We start from the raw sequence: 19689 nt of genomic DNA, 5'->3' as shown, positions 1-19689 counted from the left end.
TCGTGGTTCGATATTGAATAAAATGCTGAGTTTCAGGCTGAATGCTAAGGTTTTGCTTTTATACAAATAATCAATGCGATACAGGGTGGGGCTGCATCGCACTGTGCCAGTGGAAATGTATTACTTATCCAGTGCTTCAGCCATCAGTTCGACGGTATGTACGCAACGGATATTCGGATTGGCTTTACCCATTGCACCTTTAAGCATAATCATACAGCCCGGACAGTCCATAGCAACTGTCTTGACGTTGGTACCTTTAATCGCATCAACCTTGTCAGTGGTGATCTGTTTAGCGATCTGCGGATGACTGAGGAATGAGTAGGTACCACCGAAACCACAGCAGCGGTCACTGTTTTTCATCTCGGTAATTTCGAAGCCTGAAGCTTCAAGTAGAGCGCGTGGCTCTTTGTAGACATTGTTACCGCGCTTTAAGTGACAGGAATCATGGTAGGTGATCGCTCCCATCTCAGCTTTGCCTTCAATTTTTGTCGAAGCTCCGAGGACATTCTCCAGGAAGTCTGAAGCGTCCATGGTTTTATCGCTTAAGGCATGGGCTTTATCAGACCAATCATGCAGCTCGCCAAGCCGCTCGACAAAGTCGCGTTTGACAGCCATGGTACAGGTTGGGCAGATACTGAGGACGTAATCAACATTTGCTTCAGAGAAGGCCTCGACATTCTGTTTGGCGAGGTCAATGCCGGTGTCGGTGTCGCCGGAGTAGAGTGCCGGTATACCGCAGCAGTTCTGTTTCTGAGGGAAAACAACTTCGACTCCAAGAGAGTTAAGTACCTTGATAAGGCTGGTACCAACTTCAGGGTAGACGAAATCAGCGCCACAGCCGACAAAGAAGCCAACTTTATATTTAGGTTTAGTGACATTCTGCGGGATGTCCTTGAACATATCTCTAAACGATTTCTCAGCAACAGAAGGCAGATCACGCCATTCGGTGAAGTCTTTGTTCATGAAGTGCAGCGGCAGGTGACGGATGATGCGTTTCTCTGAATTAGCGCGGCCTGGATGCGTAACCGGGCGTTGCAGTTTAGACGCTGCACGGACCATAGTATGGAACAGGCCACGGTTTTTCATAACTGCTTTAAAGGCGACGTTCTTGATGAGTCCCATGCCATGCTTTTTGGTAACTTCATTACGCAGGTGCAGGATGATTTCTTCAAGGTCGATACCGGAAGGACATACCGCTGTACACGAACGACAGCCGATACAGGCGCGGGTGATCTCTTTTGCTGCATCAAGACCTTCGTAGAATGCGGTGAGAATTACACCGATTGCAGAGATATAGATAGAGCCGAAAACATGACCGCCAACAGACTGGTAAACCGGGCATACATTGGCACATGCGCCACACTGAATACAGCGCAGGGCATCGCGGCATGCTTTAGACTCGTAGAGTTCTTCACGACCACCATCTATAAGAATGATGTGCTGTTCTTTTTTCTTCTCTTCGCAAGGAACGGTTCCGCGAATCCAGGTCACATAGGAGGTGAGCAGCTGGCCGGTGGCGTTTCTCGGCAGAAGACGGGTAAGCTTGATCGCATCTTCGGTGTTTCGAACCAGTTTGTGGATACTGGCAAATACAATATGGGTGTCCGGAAGGGTCGCACAGAGTCTGGCGTTACCTTCGTTGGTCACAAGGCCGATTCCACCGGTGTTTGCTACCAGAAAGTTGGCACCGGTAAGGCCGATATCCGCATTAAAGTATTCCTGACGCAGTCGTTCGCGGGCAACATCAACAAGCTCTTTAATTTCAGGGGAAAGTTTTTTGCCAACCTCTTTACCGAAAAGCTCTGCAATTTCTTCTTTGAACATATGGATTGCAGGCATAACCATATGGCTTGGGCGCTGACCTGCAAGCTGAACAATCCATTCACCAAGATCAGTTTCAGAAGCGCGAATTCCAGCAGCTTCCATGGCTTTGTTGAAGTGAGCTTCCTCACTTACCATGGACTTGGATTTTGCGATCAGCTTGGCATCTTTAGATTTGGCAAGTTTGATGACATAGTCGTTAGCCTCTTTTACATCTTTAGCCAGGAAAACCTTAGAACCCGCTGCTTCAGCATTTTTGATAAATTCAGCAAGCAGCTCTTTACGATTTTTTCGTACCTCATCTTTAATCTCTGCCAGTTCATTACGCATGGCGTCAAAGTCGAGGCCGCGATAGGCATTTTCGCGAGCGATAAGATAGGCATCACCAAAGAGGTGGAGTGCTTTGCTTAATTTCGGGTCGTTTATAGCAGTATCAATGGACTTCTTATAATTTGGGGTAGTACCCATGACAACTCTCCGTAGTGTGTGATCCGTGAATTAGATTTCCATGAGGTTGCTGGAAATTCCCTCAATTACGAGAATATGCAGCTCTCTGGGGCCATGGCAGCCGATGGTCAGAACGCGCTCGATATCAGCGGTACGACTTGGGCCGGTGACATATGCAACAAAACGCGGCTCACTGCCGGTGTGCATCATGGTCATCGGGGCTGCTGCTGCGAGGTTGTCTTCAAGGATTGTTTCAGGATCGACAACTACAAAATGCTTTTCAGGAAGTGTGGTAGCTAATCGTACATTCTCCATCGTGGACTCGAGCACAACGGTACCGGTATCTGCCATGGCGAAGTTACTGAATGTTACTCCGGCGCCGGGAAAGTGGCCGGCCTTACGGAACTCGCCTTCATAGACATCTATACCGCCGCTTACGAGAATCTCTTTGAGATTGTGCTGCAGAGCAAGTGCTGTTTCCGGGACAAGAGTCTTACCGGTTGAATTTGCAGCAACATAGGCAGCTACATCCTGAAGTCCATCCAGCTGGGTTACATTAGCTCCAACACGGCGGGCAGTTTCCATGAAGCGGGAAAGGTGAGTGGTTTCGGTCATGAACGTACTCCATTGTTCGTTTTTGCCATTTTCCGGTCTGGCCCTTGGGGCAGGGCATTGGGGAAAACACGGATTAATCATTTCAGTGCGATACAGCCAAAGAAACGACCATATAACTCACTGATAATTCACTGTTCGCCGATCTGCTTATCTACATTCCGGCATGATGTCAGGAGGGTTCAGGCCTGACGGGGTGCAGGCCTGGTGGTAAGTGTGAATCACAACAACACCTGCAATTTTTAATGTGTGCCAATCTGGGGCCGAAGCAGAAAATTGATTTCTCTGGTCTGCCCAGGTGACCAGATTGCATCGCACATTCAATACATCATTGCATTATATGTACCATATTAAAAGGGATGATTTTAAATTGCTGAATATGTGTCGTAAAATAGAATTTATTTACGAGGGGAGAAATATGTGACGCTGAGAGTTCTGGAAAAACGGATGGATGCTGGACAGACCTGTTTGGAGGTTATGGTAGATAGATCAAGCCTTGGTGGCTTATGTATTTGAAAAATAATGATATATTGATTGATGCTGTCAATGATGCTGTAATGGTTCGACTGGTATGTTTCCTGGCGTTAGTCCGAAAAAAAAGACAGTGTGTCGGAAAACATACCAGTTCCGTATTGTCCGGTATTTTCTTATCGGTGAAGCTCGTGTATCAGAGTGACAAACCGTACTTTTTCAATAGAGAATAGAAGTGTGAACGGGAAAGTTCAGACTTTTTGAGAATCGGCGCTATGTCACCGTTACACTGACGTATCATCTCGCTAAGATAGATCTTTTCGGTCATGCCTTTAAATTCTTTCAACGGTGGCAACGGACGGTCGAAAATGTCATTAAAAATTTCGTGTCCGATTTTTCGGACTCCATCGTTCGTTGAAAAACCATCATTGCCTGTAACCTCCGATCCGGTCATCTGTTTTATCTGGGCTTTGGCGACCTGAATCCGCAGTTCGCGGGAGATATGGACACTGAACAAGGTGTTCTCATCTTCTGCATTCACCATGGCACGTTCGAGAATGTTGAAAAGCTCACGAACGTTGCCTGGCCAGTCGTAGCTGACAAGGGTTTTTACAAAGTCATCACCAAGCTTTTTAGGTGCCATCCCATAATTTTCTTTGAGGTACTTCATTCGGGCAAGAATGAGCGGCTTGATATCCTCAGTTCGCTTGCGTACTGGCGGCAGGCGGATATGCATGGTATTGATACGAAAGAGCAGATCGCTTCTGAAATCGCCCTCTTCAACCATCAAATCGAGGTCGCGGTTGGTAGCGGCGATAAGCCTGAAGTTACTTGTCTCTTCCTGGGCTGCACCCACTGGCCGGAAATGACGCTCCTGAAGAACGCGCAGGAAAACCTTTTGCAGAGAGAGCGGCATTTCACCGAGCTCATCGAGGAACAAGGTTCCTCCATCTGCAAGCTTGACCAGACCGAGTTGATCGCTCTGTGCTCCGGTAAATGATCCTTTTCTATGGCCGAAAAGGGTGGATTCCACAAGTGACTCTGTGAGTGATGCGCAATCGATAACTACAAATTTCTGGTCTGCACGCTGGCTGTTTTGATGGATGGTACGGGCAAAGAGTTCTTTACCTGTTCCTGTCTCACCGGTAATGAGTACGTTGGCATCGGCTCTGGCTGCCTTGGAGGTAAGTTGCAGGCAGGTCTTTATTCCAGGACTTATTCCGACAACAGAGCTGAGGTCAAGATGCTGCTGTTCGGATCGTGCAGTTTTTTCCTTTCGGTACTTGAGGGCACGATTCAGGGTCAGGGTGATTTCACGGACACTTGACGGTTTTAAAATATAGTCCCAAACTCCTCCCTTAATTGCCAGCTCAGCTCCGTCCGGGTCGCCCTTTCCTGTAAGGATAATAACCTCAGGGGGGTCTTCGAGAGCCATGATTGCCGGCAGAATATCCAGGCCGTTTCCATCCGGGAGGTGCACATCAAGAAAGACTACATCTATGTTGTTAGTATTGAGGTACTCCAATCCGACTTTTAAGGTGTTTGCCATAAAGCAGGCATGGGATTGCCTGGTAATCAGGCTCTCCATTGTTTCACATGCTTCAATATCATCATCGATGATGAGCATTTGGTTCATGGGTTACTCCTTATCTTGCAGGTACTGAGGGCCACCTTAAGGTCATGCCTGTCATACGGTTTGATGAGAATCTTTATGATATTAGTATGATGCTGAGCTGCGATTATAGCATCTTCACGCCCAGAAACCAGAATAAATGGAAAATTCGGTAGTTTGGCAGCAAGTTGTGTACCGTTCATTGACGGCATGTCGTAGTCGGAAATGATGATATCAATTGACTCATGTTCGTGTTTTGCAATTTCGATTGCTGTTATCGGATCGTGAATAGCTTCGACTGTATGCCCCATTTCTCTCAGTATGCGTGGAACACTGTTCAGCTGGTCTTCATCATCTTCTACAAAGAGTATGGAGAGGTTGGCAGACGGTGTCATGATCATATCGAGATCTGGATAAATATTGGTGGCACCACTTTTAGGAAGGAAGATTTCAAATGTTGTTCCTTCTCCCGGACGGCTCTTAACCTGTATACCACCTTTATGCCCCTTGATTATACCATGAACAACAGCAAGACCAAGTCCGGTTCCTTCAGTGATATCCTTGGTGGAGAAAAACGGATCGAAAATATTATCGATTATTTCAGGCCCTATACCGTGTCCTGTGTCCGAGACTATCATTTTTATATAATCACCCGGAGAAATGTTCATTACGGTTGCCTGCTCGTTGTCAACGATGTCATCAGTAAGGCGTACCTTGAGCAACCCACCTTCACCGCGCAAGGCATGAAAAGCGTTTGTGCAAAGATTGAGGATAACCTGATGAATCTGCGTCGGGTCACTGTCAACAATCATGTTATCATGGCTTATTTCCACATCGACACTGATATTGGCAGGCAGGGAAGCATCTATCAGGCTGACAACCTCGTAAATAATCTGGGAGATATCCGTTGGGCGAAAACCTTCACTTGATGGCCGGCTGAATGAGAGTATCTGCTTGACGACCCTGCCGCCACGACGAGCTGCTTTTAACACTCGCTGCAAGTCTTTTGCTGTCTGGGAGTCAGGTTCGACATCCCACATGGCAAGCTCCGTAGAGTTTATGATTGAAGTGAGAATGTTGTTGAAATCATGAGCGATACCTCCGGCAAGCGTACCTATAGCTTCCATTTTCTGGGACTGGATCAACTGCTTTTCGAGGTTCTGTTCTTTGGTTATGTTTTCAGCAGTGCTCAAGATTCCGACGATATTGCCGGCCTGATCAAGGAGTGGAACTTTATTTACCTCAAGCCAACCGGGTTTACCTGTATGGTCGATAATTTTTCTGCGAATTTTTCTGAAAGCCTTTCTCTGGTTAACGACCGCATTGTCTGTATTGGTTGACCAACGGCCGTATTCACCATCAGAGACCACATCTATAGCTGTTCTCGTCTTCATCTTTTCAGGGCTTTCGACGCCGAAAAATTCGGTGAATGAACGGTTGGCTCCCAGATATTTACCATGAATATCCTTCCAGGAGACAAGCTGGGGAATTGTATCCATCAGCGTTTCAAGAAAGGAGAGCTGCTCCAGTGCCTGTCGTTCCACCTTTCGGCGCTCAGTCATGGCGATCAGGAGTGAAAGCAGTGCTGTGAGCAGCAACAGAAAACTGACCATTATGGTCCAGAAGAGTTCTTTGGAGAGTTCGTAAAATATCTTAGGGCTATTGATAATAGAGGCATTGTCCGGCAGCAGCGACTGGTCGATATTGAGTCGCTCCATAACCTTATAATCAAACATATAGACGCCGGCTGGCTCCAGCTCAATGGGAATAGAGTCTGCAGGCTCCCCATCAAGAATTCGCAGGGCAATAGACGCAGCAGTTTCACCATGGTGAATGCCGGAAAGCAAACGCCCGCCCACAACACCATGGCCAAGCAGGAACTCCCAGGTGGTGTATAGGGGAACGGAAGAGAGGTCATAAATCTCTTTCATTACCTCTTCGGTGGTATAGAACCTGCCATCAACGGTCTGGTACCATGGAATAAAAAATAGAAAGGTATCGTCCGGGAGGTCGGAAATGCGCTTTTTGGTCTCTTCAAGTGAGAGGCTGAACCAGAATTCCACTTCAAGTTCCGGGTTAGACATCGTAACTTTTTTCTTCACCTGGCTTGCTATCGCGTGCCCTGTCACCGAGTCATCCCCGAAAACAATCATGCGCTTTTTGTCGGGGTGTAATTTTTTAGCTATCGCAAGGGTACTTGCCAGGTCAAAGTTCTCAATAACGCCGGTAATTTGGGGCATTGACAGGTCCACCGTGTCGATACCGTTTATACCGAAGAAAACAATGGGCACGTTCGGAAATAGATCATCTCTATACTCCTGAAGGAAATTAAGTGCGTCATTGTCTGATATCATAATGATATCAAAGTTTTCGTTCTTAAATTTGTCTTTATACAGCGTATAGAGTCTCGGCTTAATGAAATCATACTCATACTTTTTGCCGTCCATGTACTCTATCTGCAGGTCTATCTTGTATTTGCTGTTGTTGAGCACTTTACGCACTCCCTCCAGCATTTTGTCTGACCACTGGTAACCATCATGGTAGGAGTTGAGGTAGAGTATATTTTTCTTATCCTTTTGGGCAGTTGCAAGTCCGGGAAGAATAGCAAGGAGCAGAAGTAAAGGCAGAAAATATTTGAGAATCCGCATCGTGAAACACCGTGTATATATGTAACGCAGGATTGTGCTGTAGTTACCTGAGGATTAAAATTTGAGACCAACGAAGAAATAGGGAAAATTGGCGATTTTCTGTTGGGCATTAGTTATTACATTACGCCCAGAACTTATCAGATAACAGGTGAAGATGGTACCACGATATGCTTTGAGCCTTATTTTACTTCAGTCTACGCAGAATAGTGTCTAGAAACGCATATGTTGAATCGAGTTCGTGATTGTCGCGGACATGCTTTGCGGCCTGCAGACCAAGCTGTTTTCGTAAAGGGATATCATCGATAAGCGTTTTGATGTTTTTTGTGAACAGTTCCGGAGAGGCGGCGGGGGAGAGCAGACCGGTCTTCGTATCTACAGCGGCCTCACTTCCACCCCAGTCGCTATAGGCCACAACCGGCAAACCGCAGGACTGTGCTTCGGTGTAGACCATGCCAAACGATTCATCTATGCCGGGGAAGGCGAAAATATCAGCGCCACTATACAATTCATGCAATTGATCTCGCGGAATTTTACCGGCAAAGATGATGCTTTCACCAAGGCGCTCATTGCCGAGTTTGTGAAGTTCTGCTCTGCATGTACCGTCACCTGCAATGACTAGCCGGATGTTCTTTCCCTGCTTAACCAGTTCAGCACATGAGTTGATAACAATTTTAAGGCCTTCTGTCTTTACACCAGGGCGAAACATTGCCGCAGCCATAATTACTGTCTGATCAGTTATCTTCCACGTTTTTCTATATGTATCTCTGGCGCGAGCGTTAAACTGAAACGCTTTTGTATGAATTCCCGGTGCAATGTAACACACTTTCTCAGGGGGCAGGAGGCGAAGGAGGTTCAGTTCGTCCTGCCGTTTGTTGGTTATAACGAGCTTGGCCGAGGTGAGGGCCAACCTGTTCAGGTAGAAGCCGGGCATTGTTTTTATTGTACGCCGACGCTTTGTCGAATAGATGCCCTGAAATATCACATAAGGGATTCCAAGTTTTTTGGCGCAATATGGGCCGAGTAGATCGGGAGCTTTATAATAACAGTGATAGCTTAGCCAGATATCGGGGCGGGTGTTTTGTAGTTTTTGAATCACCCTATGCCGTTCACCTAAAAGTTTTACGAGCTTAACCGGATGCAGGTAGATCCAGCGGCATCGCAATCTACTCACCAGATTGCAGCTGTTTCCCGCATCGTTTAGATGGGTATACAGCTCTGTGCCGAATATCAGATCACCTGATGGGTTTAAGTGACCAAGTGGTTTGAACGGCATGTAATAGGCAATCTTCATTGATTTACTAATCGCTTGAAATTTAAGGAGTATGCTGGTGTCTATGAAAACAGAATTTTATGATTATTGCATGAGAAATGGTGCATAGAGCTTGTTCGCCAAAGTACATCCTGCTATATCAAGGATGATGGGCTCGTAAAAAGTACGATCTACTTCGTTTGTAACACTACGCCTCGTATATCGAACTTTTTCCAGACCCCATCTACGAATTTCAAATGACTTTTTACGAGATCACAAAGGATGTTCACTAATGATAACAGATATGCCGCGTCTTGATATACTTATTTATGCCCATGATGGCCGGGGGCTGGGCCATGCGAGCAGGTCTATCGGGATCGGTATGGCGCTCAGGCGGCTTTATCCATCATTACGGATTCTGTTTGTATCAGGCTGCAAAATCAGCCAGGAATTGATCGGCGATAAACCCCTCGACTGGTTGAAGCTGCCATCCTACGAGACAGAGGTGGTGGAAGGAAAGTCAAAAGGAATTACCGGCAACAGCATGTTCAGCGACAGCGATCTAGGTGAGCTGCGTGGCGCTCAAATTAACAAAATTGTTGAGCTTTATCGACCGAAAGTCGTTCTTTGCGATCATACGCCGCAGGGTAAACATCGTGAGCTTGTGCCCGCTCTTAAGGCAAGTGGCGGGTCTGATACACAATGGGTTCTCGGTGTTCGCGGGGTTGTCGGCGGTGTACCGCAGGCGAAATCGGGTCTGGCTCGTCAGCTCTTTGAAAGTCATTATTCCGAGCTGCTCTGGTATGGAGACTCTTTTGTACTTGGCCATGAGCACATGCACGAACTTCGGAAGCAATATGGTAAAGATCCTGTTGAATGCGGTTATGTCTCACGCCTTTCAGAGTTTGGTGATCATAGGGTTGCGACTGCGGGATCAGCAAAAGAACTTGCTGCAACGGTGGCAATCCCCTGGCTTGGTGAGAAAAGTCTTATGTTCGTAAAGAGACTGGCCCGGTCGATTGCCCGTATAGGGTCCGTGTATGGCGCATGGCATATATATGTTGAGGGTGCAGATTCTGCTGAGTTGAAATCGCTGTTCAGCGGTCTGGACTATTGTCGGCTTGAGCGTCCATCCGGTCGGAGATATGTTGACTCACTGCTCACCTCCCGTTCTGCCTTAATTTATGGCGGGTATAACAGCATCATGGATGTACTCTCGCTACATATTCCCGCCGTTGTGGTATTACGTAAAATGCAGGATAACGAACAGCAGATACATCTGCAGAAGTTGAGGTTGGCCGCAGGAAATCTTTTACTCTCTGTAGAGGAGTCTCAGGTTCAGGAGAACGAACTTACAGCGGCTCTGGAAGCGCAAATGAAAGGCGGTGTGACCGCTACTGCTACTGAACAATCTGAAATTAGTTTGGACGGTGCTGAACGGGCAGCTCAGCAGCTGTACAGGATATTGCAGGAGGCACATCGTTAGATGTTTTCTTATCTTCTGCTTTTTGGTGCATCGTTTCTTGCTGCGACCGTAATGCCGTTTTCTTCAGAAGTAATTCTGTATTCAATGCTGAACGGTGGTGCCTCACCCCTCATGTTGGTTCTTGTTGCCACAATCGGCAATACCCTCGGTTCAGCAGTGAACTGGTATCTGGGCAAGTATCTGCTCAACTATCAGGATCGGAAATGGTTCTACTTTAAAGATGATCAACTGCAAAGAATGCAGCATAGGTTCAGAAAATATGGCGTATGGAGTTTATTACTTGCCTGGCTACCGCTTGGTGGCGATGTTCTCACCTGCGTAGCCGGTATTATGCGTGTTCCTTTCCGAGTATTTTTACCGTTGGTGGCTATTGGTAAAGGTGGGCGGTACTTGGTGATCATGTATGTTGCTATGTAGACGGTTTGTTTCCATCAGCCTCCTAGTGTCATTAAAATGAGTCACGGGAGCTGCGCATATCATACAGTAATTTTTGATTACACTTTGGCGCATTGAGTAGCGCATCAGCAGGCATGTGAGATATTCTGGGTAACACTTTTGGGATGAAATCCAGTTCCTTTTTTTGGTCGTAAACTCCTTTTTTGCTTTGTGGTTTATCAGGCGCCCAGCCTTTTGCATAATTTGTATATTCATCTATATTTACCGTCCTGTTGTCAACATCAGTATCCAGCAATAGCAGGTGTTGCATTTGATTTTCCTGCATTCACGGGATAACCTGATTTTAACACGGCTTTTCAGTTATCAATCACGTTGAAATATCCTGAACTATTAAGTTGCCTACAGGTTACTGGCTTAGGAGATTGAAAAGTAGACGGCTTCGTTATGATGAGTTGTCATTTTCCATCCGAAAACGTTTTTGTTCGGCATATTTTGCAATATTTAGGAGAATATGCCTGTCGAATTATTGGAGAGAACACATATGAAAAACATGCTGCTTTTTGAACCTGCGTTTAAATCATTATTTCGTCATTTCAGTAAGACGGCGGCACTGATGTTTCTGGTAGTTTTTATACTAATAGTTCCAACATCATCTTTTTCAGCTGACTATGAGAAACCAATACCGCTCAAAGCTGAAGATATATTATCTGAAAAATTGCTGAGCAGTGACTATCACCAGGTTGAAGGTGAGGTAGAGAATGATGGTCTCTTCAATACCTATAAGGTCAGGTCTCCTTTTGGTAATTTTACCATTGAGACAACTCTCAGATTGAAGCAGCTCGTGCACGAACTCAGGGTAGTTGCCGAGATGAGAAAGGTTGAGACTGATGATACCGTTGTTGCTTCACTACAGGAGTCAGGAAAAAATGTTGCAAAGGGAATTGGCAACATTTTTAGCGATCCGCAGGGGGCATTTGACGGTGCTGTGAGTGGTGCCCAGAACATTTTTGGCAGAGCAAAAGAAACTGTGGGAAAACGCAAGTTGAGTGATGCAGAAGACAGCAGGTTTGAACAGTTGGTTGGGATTTCAAAATCAAAAGGAGAAATAGCCACTCAATTTGGGGTAAGCGTGTATTCGACCAATCCTGTTTTGCAGGAAGAACTGGATCGTCTGGGCCGTGCCGATTTTGCAGGTGGTATTGGGGTAGGAGTACTCCAGAGTGTAATCCCGGGGGTGGGAGGGATGCTGCTCACCGTCTCAGGCAGTACACGGTTACTTAACGAAGTGATAAACACTACGGCAGCTTCAGAGCTCTGGGTGAGGAATAAAAAGGCGTTGCTGGAATTGAAAATATCTGAGGGGACGGTTGAGTACTTTCTCAATAATCCTGCATATTCGCCTGCACAAAAAACAATTATAACAGAAGCACTGAAAAAATTACGTGACGTGGAAGGGAGTAATATACTGCTTGAGATCGGATTGCAGGCTTCTACCTTCAGAATGGCAAATGTAGTGACAGTTTTTGCAGGTATGGTCGCATCCTATCATAAAGAAGTTGCACCTCTTAAATCGCTAAAACCTGTTGCGCGATTTGCGTATGGTATAGATAAAAAGGGAAAAACAATTCTTTTACTGCCAACTGATTATCTGATATGGAGTGAACGTCTTTATGAGGTAACAAAGGATTTGCAGAGTAGGTCTGGTGAGATCTGGACTTTAGGTAATCTCAGCGAAATAGCGAAACGTGAACTTGAATCACATGGCTGGACGATTAAGACAAAGGTAGGTGAAAAATTAATCCAGTAATGTCTTGATCCGGTATTGGAAATATCCTTTTTAAGATTGGAGGTGAATAGCCTCAACAAAGCATAAACGAGATTTATTCAGTTATATCTCTAGGAGGTTTGAATTCAGCTCTTTAGGAGCTATCTGTATTTCTGTCGAGAAGATACGCGACTATCCTTTCATCTTTGCCTCATCCCCTGCAGTACATTCCTAAAACCTACCCTCCAGGAGGCTGTCCGACAATGGCCTTTTCGCCCATGTCTTCGTTAAACTCGAAAAATTATCCTCGGAATATTAAGTATATGCCTGCGGTAATTTTTCGAGTTTGCCTCAATTTGAACGAAAATTTCTATCGTCGGACAGCTTCCTGGTTTCCTGCGGATCATATAAATGTACTCATTGATTAACCCTCTGATGATGCTGAGTAATAATAATACATTATAATAATCGACTGCTTGCATCTACGTGTTAGGCGTAATATAACTACAGAAGTAATACGAATACAGAGTCTTATAACCATCAGGCAGATCGCATTGTCAGTTTGAATATCCGGCTCATTTTTTACACTCCTGTATATGATTTCCATCCCGGATTTTTAAAAAAGTTTCAGGGTAATCCGTGAAAACGGATATGTGTAACATGTACTGACATATGTATGAAAGGAGGTTGGTATGGGGGACCGCACCCTTGATTTTGTAGCACTCGGTGTACTGTGTTTTGTGGTTGTAACTATCATATACGGAGTGATTTATATTCACGATATACCATATGAGATAGCGAAAAAACGGAAGCATCCTCATCAGGATGCCATTCATACAGCGGGCTGGGTGAGCCTGTTTCTGATGCATACTATCTGGCCGTTTCTCTGGATCTGGGCGACACTCTACAAACCTGAAACCGGCTGGGGATTGCGGGTTAAGGAGCTGCAGGAGACTGCAGCAGCAACTGATGAGTTGAGAGCGAAACAGGTGGAGGAATTGAAGGCCAGAATTGCCGATATGGAGTTAGAGAGTAAAAAACAGCAGGCATTATACGCCAGGCATCTGCAGCAACTCAACAGCCGACTTGTAAAACTCGAAGCCCAGTCAGCCGAAAAACGGGAGGGGTAATATATGGAAACATTATTAATCCTGACCTATTCAACAGTCTGCTGGGTAATATTTAAAATCTTTAAAATTCCAGTAAATAAGTGGTCATTGACTACAGTGGTGCTTGGCGGCGTCATTATGATGGGAACGATTCTGGCAGGTATGGCGTATTTTCATCCCGCTTCGGTTTCTGCAAGATCATATTTTATCACAACACCTGTTGTCTCGAATGTAAGGGCTAAAGTGATCGAGGTGAACATTACGCCAAATGTCCCCATTAAAAAGGGTGACCTGCTATGCAGGCTTGATCCCACGCTCTATCAGGCACGAGTTGATGATATTGCTGCTCAACTTGCTTTAGCAAAAAGACGCTTGAAGGAATCAGAGGTTCTTGCTGAAGCTGAAGCAGGTTCGCAATTTGATGTGGAGCAATATGAATCAGATGTGAAAAGCCTGGAAGCAAAGCTGTCGGCAGCCGAGTTTGACCTGGAATCAACAGAGATTCATGCGGCAACAGACGGGTTTGTGGCTCAGTTACGCCTTCGACCGGGCATGATGGCTGTTCCCTTTCCCATGGCACCGATCATGACATTTGTGCACACTGATGAACCTATCTTTGTGGCAGGGTTCAGTCAGCAGCCTATGCAGAACATAAAAGTCGGTAACCATGCTGAGGTGATATTTCCAGGGATTCCAGGTCGCATTTTTCAGGGAAAGGTTAAGCTGATTCTGGGTGCACTTGCAGAGGGGCAACTGGCACCATCGGCGGCGATGGTTAAAGTGCAGACCAATTATCCAGAAGGTTTGATTCCTGTACTAATTGAGTTTGAGGATGATATGTCCGAGCTGTTTCTGCCCATTGGAACCATTGGAACCGTGGCGGTGTATAGTGAACGCTGGCATCATGTGACTATTATTCGAAAAATGTTAATGCGGATGAAAAGCTGGCAGAATTTTGCACGCTTTCATTGATGCTCTTAAGCCAAAGTCACAGGTATAACTATGAATCTACCTAAGATATCCGGATTAATATTGTTATCCACTACTCTTCTACTGGCAGGTTGTTCCGGAAAAGTGGCAACCCATGAAGAGGCTGTAAAGAGTATTAAAGAGAGTGAAAAGGCTGAAAAACTGGTTGCAACGAGCTGGTCGGCAGCTGATTCGGGCGGAATGGCCGATGATGGCTGGCTGAAAAGTTTTAACGATACGCAACTTGTTGTATTGGTGGAAGAAGCCCAGAAAAATAATTTCGGTCTGAAAATAGCAGAGGCGCAGGTTGATCGTGCAAATGGGCTGGCCAGGCAGGCCGGTGCCGCTTTGAAACCAACTGTCGGGCTATCCGGCGGGTACTCAGATAGAAATTCGGACAACATGAGTGAGCTGTATGGTGGTGGCCTGAAAATCTCCTGGGAGGCGGATGTCTGGGGTCGGATTCGTTCAGGCGTTACCGGTGCTGAAGAGTCTGCTGCGGCATCCAGGTCGGATTATGAGTTCGCACGACAGTCTCTCGCCGCCGCTACTGCAAACGGCTGGTTTATGGCAATCGGCAATAGGTTGCTCACCGATTACGCTGACGAGGTTGTCAGCCTTATGACGGAAACATTGCGTATTGTCGAAGTTAAGGAAAAGGTTGGCCGGGTTACCATGAAAGATGTTCATCTGGCTCGAGCTAATCTGGCTGGTGCAAAGGAAGCGGCAAGAAAAGCGCTTGCTGCACAGGAGAATACAAAGCGCAGCCTTGAACTCCTGCTTGGCAGGTATCCGGCGGCTGAGATAGAGACGACAGATTCCCTTGTCGCAGTGCCTCCTCAGATTGCCACGGGAATGCCTTCCGAGCTGCTTGAGCGCAGACCTGATCTTATAGCTGCAGAGCAGCAGGTAGCAGCAGCTTTTTATATGCAACGTGAGGCAGAGCTTATGCATTTACCCAGGTTTTCGTTCTCTTTGGGGGTTGGTCTTTTTAACCTGACAGATGCTGCAAGTAGTCTTGCTGCCGGTATCTTTGCCCCCCTTTATACAGGTGGGGCAATTGAAGCGCAGGTCGAAGTTGCGACAGCCGAGCAAAAGGCTTCAATTGCGCAATACGCTCAAAAAGCACTGACCGCCTTCAAAGAAGTTGAGACTGGCCTGAGTGCAGAGGAACATCTCTTTGAACAGGAACAATATTTGAAAATAGTAGTAGACGAGAACTATAAGGCATACCAGCTGACTAAGAAGCAATATGATGTAGGGCAAATAGATTTTCTTGATGTGCTTACTATCCAGAACAAATGGGTGCAGGCACAAATAGCCCTGATTGATGTCTCAACCAGAAGGTTGGTTAACAGGGTCGGGCTGCACCTGGCACTCGGGGGGAGTTTCGAGGTGGTAGAATGACGCAATTTTCCTACAAGTCGGACACTGTTCCGGCTGATTAGCAGTAACTGAATATTAGGGTCAGTTTCTGTAGCGTCTATCTCGGTCTGGTTGTGTGGTGGTGAGTTCGGGTGGCGGTATAATGACTCTAGTGTCGTCACCTTCTTCAAACCATGCGGTAACCCAATGATAGCGCGATAAAACGACTCCGATAGTGTCAGACTGCGGAGAGACAATTTCTTTGCCTTTATAGTATGACCCGTATCTGAAATGAGAATTTTCGATATGATATTGCCACTTCTGGCGATGAGTTTCATTGATGTCGATTATTGTCCAGAACTTACTGTTGATTGTGTAGGTTTTGTCCAGAGCCAGAAGTGCTATTGGTTGATCTATTCGCCCGTAATAATAATAGGTGTAATCCGGGCTTGGCTGTTCGCTTAGGAATAGATTTTCAGCGTTGCTGATATTTCGTGTGGTGGCAATTTTTCTTGAAACACTACAACTGCCTATCACCAAAAGCAGGATCATTATCAGTACTGCTGAACTGTATGTTTTCATGAGATTACCTCTGTATAATAGGGAGGTTGTAATCTTTTGTTAATCGTATGATGCAGGCAGATGAGCTACTATTATCTGATGCCTTGCCTAAATGTGTAGTATCGTAAAAAGATGACAAATTGCAATGGTGTTCTATTAGTTGAAGAAATAAGGTCAGAAGTTCATATAATCGGATCGTAATAATCTAAGGTGAATTTATGAGAAATATTGTTTTATTTATCGTTGTAGTAGTGATGATGTCCGGCTGTTCAACTGTCGAGGTGAAGCATAATGTTGCCAGTCCTTCTAAATTGTATGGTTTTCAGTATTTTGCCTGGGTGGAAAGTGGTGAAGCGAGTGGAGATGTCCGGGCCAAAAATCCTAAGATCGATAAATATGTGCGCACTGCGGTTGAGAAAGAGCTGATTATGAAGGGCTACTCTAAAGTAGAACCGGAGCATGCAAATTTTCTTGTATCCTGGTTTGGCCGTGTGGAAGAGAAGGTTAAAGAACAGACAATTTCCCATTTTTACAGATCATACGGTTATGGAGCACTTGCTGGCAAGATGAAGGATACTGTGGCCGAGGGCGCGATAAAAACCAGCTATGACGAAGGGACGCTGGTTTTGGATATTCTTGATAATAAAGACAAAGAAGTTGTCTGGCGTGGAGTTGGGACCGATACTATCGTTGATGGAATGAATGACAGCCAGATAGCGGCATATATCAATAAATCCGTCAGAATGATTGTCGCTGACTTTCCTGACCGGCAATAGTCTTTTTAGGTGAGCAGTTTAAATAAACATAGAAAGACTGTCTTTGACAGGGAGCGGTGATACGCATAGGTATCCGTATTACCGCTCTCCCCAAATGATGTATCCCTGCTTTTTAAAATCATCGACACACGTCTGCTGATTTTTGAAGTCGTTATCAAATCCGTATTTTCCCACATCACAATTCTGGAAATCCATGGTTTCTGGATGTTGCATGATAACTACTCTGGACTTGCCAGCCATAGACGCACAGGAAGCAAGTAGCGGAAGAATGAGTACAACTGGCAGAAGCTTTTTAATCATGAGCTGATTCCTGTAGGTGTTTGATAATTAGAAGGCTTTGATCAACGCTTAACCGTACATGTTCTTTCAGCTGAATTCAAGAAACGATATGGGTTGTTGGAATTATACTATCAAAGATGCGTATGCAGAAATATGCAAGGAAGTTCAGCTTGTTGCTGAGTTGGTCCGGTAAGATGTGGTTGAGGCGGATGAAATTTGCTTCTTTGTCTGTTTACACGTTAGAGATGTGGATGGGTTTCAGCTTTGTTGCAGAAGGTGAAGTTAGAGTTGACCATGTAATTGATACTGTATGCGCAGAGGATGCCGATGGCCTGTGCAGCGAGATATGCCAATTCAAGTCTGGTCAACACTGCAAAAATCGAGAGGTTTACAGCAAGACTAACGATTGAAGTTAGGTTGAAAAATATGAATCTGTTCAGCAGCGATTTCTCATAGGTTCGTGAAGAGAATGCCCAGTAGTTATTGAGTAGAAAATTATGCAGAATCGATATTTCAATGGCAACGAACGAGGCGTAAATTTTGGGCGCTTGAAACACTTCAATCAGCAGGGCAAGCACCAGCAGATTCAACAAGGTGCCAAGAAACCCCACTATTGAGAATCGCAAAAGTGGGTTTTCGATAGCAGAGTAGCATCTTGCGCTGAGTTCACACGTGGTGTTTCTCAGTCTCTGAAAAAAGGCCATTCCCGGATAGTCTCCTAGTTGTCGTAAAGGGTGATCGTCACGACAGTCATATTGTTTGCACTGGTTGTTGTAATGGTTCCTGCGTGCATCTCAACTATTTTACGGGCAATGGTCAGGCCGAGTCCGGTTCCGCCGTATGTCTGTGATCGTGATTTTTCTACCCTGTAAAATTGTTTGAAAATATGGGGAAGGTCTTTTTCAGGTATGGTCTTACCGCTGTTGGCAATACTGATAATAGCGGCTTTTTCACCCTTTCTTACCGCGATATTAATCATTCCGTTCTGCGGATCGTTGTACTTGATGGCATTGTCGATCAAGTTGACAAAAAGGCGCTGAAGTTTCTCATAATCAGCGTTGACCATCAGCGGAGGTAAATCAGTAGTGACCGTGATCTTTCTATGTGTGATAATTTCTGCATAGTCTTCCATGACCTCCTGTATAAGTTCCGATACTACGAATTCTTTACGTTGGAGGGCGTCACGCTGCTCAAATCTGGCGATGGAAAGCAGGTCGCGAATGAGTTTGTTTAACCGCTGCATGGTGCTCAATTGCTTTTCCAGTGCATGGCGGACTTTGCTGTCGGGATCGTTAGTCAGCATTTCCTCATGGCCAAGCATAAGAATTGTCAGCGGGCTTTTCATCTCATGCGCTGCATTGCCTATGAAGTCTCTCTGACGCTGAAAGGAATGCTCAAGGCGGTCAAACATCGAATTAAGGGAGGTTGAGAGAGTGTGCAACTCATCACGGCTTTTACCGATGGGGATTCGCTCGCTGAGTGATTGCTCACGGATCTCGGCAATTTTTTTGTTTATAGTGTTAAGGGGTTGTAGAAATCGTCCGGCAATTATGTAAGCCGTTGAGATTATAACTACTATTGTAAATAGAACACCTCGTATCAGCTCAAGTAGAATCTCCTGTAATTCAAAGTGGATAAGGGGGACAGGTTTGGCGATGTGGACGGTTATTGTTTCAGAACCTATCGATTTTTTAAACATTCTGACTAGTAATTTGACGTCACCCGGTGTCATCTCATCTTTTTCTGAAGGTGGGATGAAAAGAAATTCCTGCGCTATTTTTGCTTTTGTAAAGTACGGTTTATCTGAAGCTTCTGGCTGCGGTATTGCGGTATGTTCGCCAAGGGGAGTCGTAAGTAGCGTACGGCCCGAATCTGTAAATACTCGTAGCCAGTAGTTTTTGAGCAGATATCTGGGGTTTTCCAGATTAGCAAAAGAAGTATCTCTATGAATTTTCTCGCTCAACTGGTCATAGATGAGTGAGGCAGCTTCAGTAAGCTCAAAATCAATCTGTTCATAGAACTCTTCTTTCACCTCGTGGTAGGCGTAAGCTGAGAAAAATGCCACTGAGATAAAAGAGGCCAGAGATATAAAGATTGTAAATTTTGTTCGTACCTTCATGCTC

At 45.5% G+C, this 19689-nt stretch carries 17 protein-coding genes; 7 read left to right on the top strand and 10 right to left on the bottom strand.

Annotation, left to right across the window (positions count from 1 at the left end):
• Positions 1–120: 120 nt before the first annotated feature.
• The 5 genes from ldhH to FCL46_RS22820 form a co-directional block, all read right to left on the bottom strand.
• On the bottom strand, positions 121–2289 hold the full coding sequence (gene ldhH / locus FCL46_RS22840; protein ID WP_136809431.1) for an L-lactate dehydrogenase (quinone) large subunit LdhH: 2169 nt from the start codon (positions 2287–2289) through the stop codon (positions 121–123).
• Positions 2290–2319: 30 nt separating this feature from the next.
• A complete protein-coding gene (locus tag FCL46_RS22835; RefSeq protein WP_167506005.1) occupies positions 2320–2883 on the bottom strand; it encodes a LutC/YkgG family protein in 564 nt (187 codons plus the stop codon).
• Positions 2884–3547: 664 nt separating this feature from the next.
• The gene (locus FCL46_RS22830) at positions 3548–4987 is read right to left on the bottom strand and encodes a sigma-54-dependent transcriptional regulator (protein ID WP_136809429.1); all 1440 of its coding nucleotides are present in this window, start codon (positions 4985–4987) and stop codon (positions 3548–3550) included.
• Complete coding sequence (locus tag FCL46_RS22825; protein WP_136809428.1) at positions 4984–7611, bottom strand: hybrid sensor histidine kinase/response regulator; 2628 nt, start codon at positions 7609–7611, stop codon at positions 4984–4986. The genes FCL46_RS22830 and FCL46_RS22825 overlap by 4 nt, the downstream gene beginning before the upstream one ends.
• A 184-nt stretch (positions 7612–7795) precedes the next feature.
• Positions 7796–8902 (bottom strand): glycosyltransferase family 4 protein, encoded by a 1107-nt coding sequence (locus tag FCL46_RS22820; RefSeq protein WP_136809427.1) that lies wholly within the window; start codon positions 8900–8902, stop codon positions 7796–7798.
• Between the two features lie 250 nt (positions 8903–9152).
• Between FCL46_RS22820 and FCL46_RS22815 the strand changes: the two genes are divergently transcribed.
• Complete coding sequence (locus FCL46_RS22815; RefSeq protein ID WP_136809426.1) at positions 9153–10346, top strand: hypothetical protein; 1194 nt, start codon at positions 9153–9155, stop codon at positions 10344–10346.
• On the top strand, positions 10347–10763 hold the full coding sequence (locus tag FCL46_RS22810) for a YqaA family protein (protein ID WP_136809425.1): 417 nt from the start codon (positions 10347–10349) through the stop codon (positions 10761–10763).
• A 31-nt stretch (positions 10764–10794) separates the two neighbouring features.
• On the opposite strand, the gene FCL46_RS22805 is transcribed toward FCL46_RS22810, so the two are convergent.
• Positions 10795–11052: a hypothetical protein gene (locus FCL46_RS22805; protein WP_136809424.1), complete on the bottom strand. Its 258-nt coding sequence runs from the start codon at positions 11050–11052 to the stop codon at positions 10795–10797.
• 231 nt (positions 11053–11283) lie between these two features.
• Between FCL46_RS22805 and FCL46_RS22800 the strand changes: the two genes are divergently transcribed.
• The 4 genes from FCL46_RS22800 (at position 11284) to FCL46_RS22785 (ending at position 15992) form a co-directional block, all read left to right on the top strand.
• Entirely contained in the window at positions 11284–12549 is a 1266-nt protein-coding gene (locus FCL46_RS22800) for a hypothetical protein (protein ID WP_136809423.1), read from the top strand.
• Positions 12550–13199: 650 nt separating this feature from the next.
• The gene (locus FCL46_RS22795) at positions 13200–13637 is read left to right on the top strand and encodes a DUF3302 domain-containing protein (RefSeq protein WP_136809422.1); all 438 of its coding nucleotides are present in this window, start codon (positions 13200–13202) and stop codon (positions 13635–13637) included.
• Between the two features lie 3 nt (positions 13638–13640).
• Positions 13641–14588 carry an HlyD family secretion protein gene (locus FCL46_RS22790; RefSeq protein WP_136809421.1) on the top strand — a complete coding sequence of 316 codons (948 nt, stop codon included), beginning with the start codon at positions 13641–13643 and terminating at the stop codon, positions 14586–14588.
• Positions 14589–14618: 30 nt separating this feature from the next.
• A complete protein-coding gene (locus FCL46_RS22785) occupies positions 14619–15992 on the top strand; it encodes a TolC family protein (RefSeq protein ID WP_136809420.1) in 1374 nt (457 codons plus the stop codon).
• Positions 15993–16052: 60 nt separating this feature from the next.
• Here the strand turns inward: FCL46_RS22785 and FCL46_RS22780 are convergent, their stop codons facing one another.
• The gene (locus tag FCL46_RS22780; RefSeq protein ID WP_136809419.1) at positions 16053–16532 is read right to left on the bottom strand and encodes a hypothetical protein; all 480 of its coding nucleotides are present in this window, start codon (positions 16530–16532) and stop codon (positions 16053–16055) included.
• 197 nt (positions 16533–16729) lie between these two features.
• On the opposite strand from FCL46_RS22780, the gene FCL46_RS22775 reads away from it, so the two are divergent.
• On the top strand, positions 16730–17287 hold the full coding sequence (locus FCL46_RS22775) for a DUF4136 domain-containing protein (RefSeq protein ID WP_136809418.1): 558 nt from the start codon (positions 16730–16732) through the stop codon (positions 17285–17287).
• Between the two features lie 78 nt (positions 17288–17365).
• Here the strand turns inward: FCL46_RS22775 and FCL46_RS22770 are convergent, their stop codons facing one another.
• The 3 genes from FCL46_RS22770 to FCL46_RS22760 all read right to left on the bottom strand — a co-directional run bounded on the left by FCL46_RS22770 (position 17366) and on the right by FCL46_RS22760 (position 19685).
• Positions 17366–17587, bottom strand: coding sequence for a hypothetical protein (locus FCL46_RS22770; protein ID WP_136809417.1), 222 nt, complete (start codon positions 17585–17587; stop codon positions 17366–17368).
• A 218-nt stretch (positions 17588–17805) separates the two neighbouring features.
• Complete coding sequence (locus FCL46_RS22765) at positions 17806–18270, bottom strand: GtrA family protein (protein WP_136809416.1); 465 nt, start codon at positions 18268–18270, stop codon at positions 17806–17808.
• A 14-nt stretch (positions 18271–18284) separates the two neighbouring features.
• Complete coding sequence (locus tag FCL46_RS22760; protein WP_136809415.1) at positions 18285–19685, bottom strand: sensor histidine kinase; 1401 nt, start codon at positions 19683–19685, stop codon at positions 18285–18287.
• Between the last annotated feature and the right edge of the window lie 4 nt (positions 19686–19689).

The organism is Desulfosediminicola flagellatus, assembly GCF_005116655.2.
GTDB classification, from domain to species: domain Bacteria; phylum Desulfobacterota; class Desulfobulbia; order Desulfobulbales; family Desulfocapsaceae; genus Desulfopila; species Desulfopila flagellata.
Note: the sequence above shows the minus strand (reverse complement) of the source record. Positions and strands in the feature narration are given on the sequence as shown.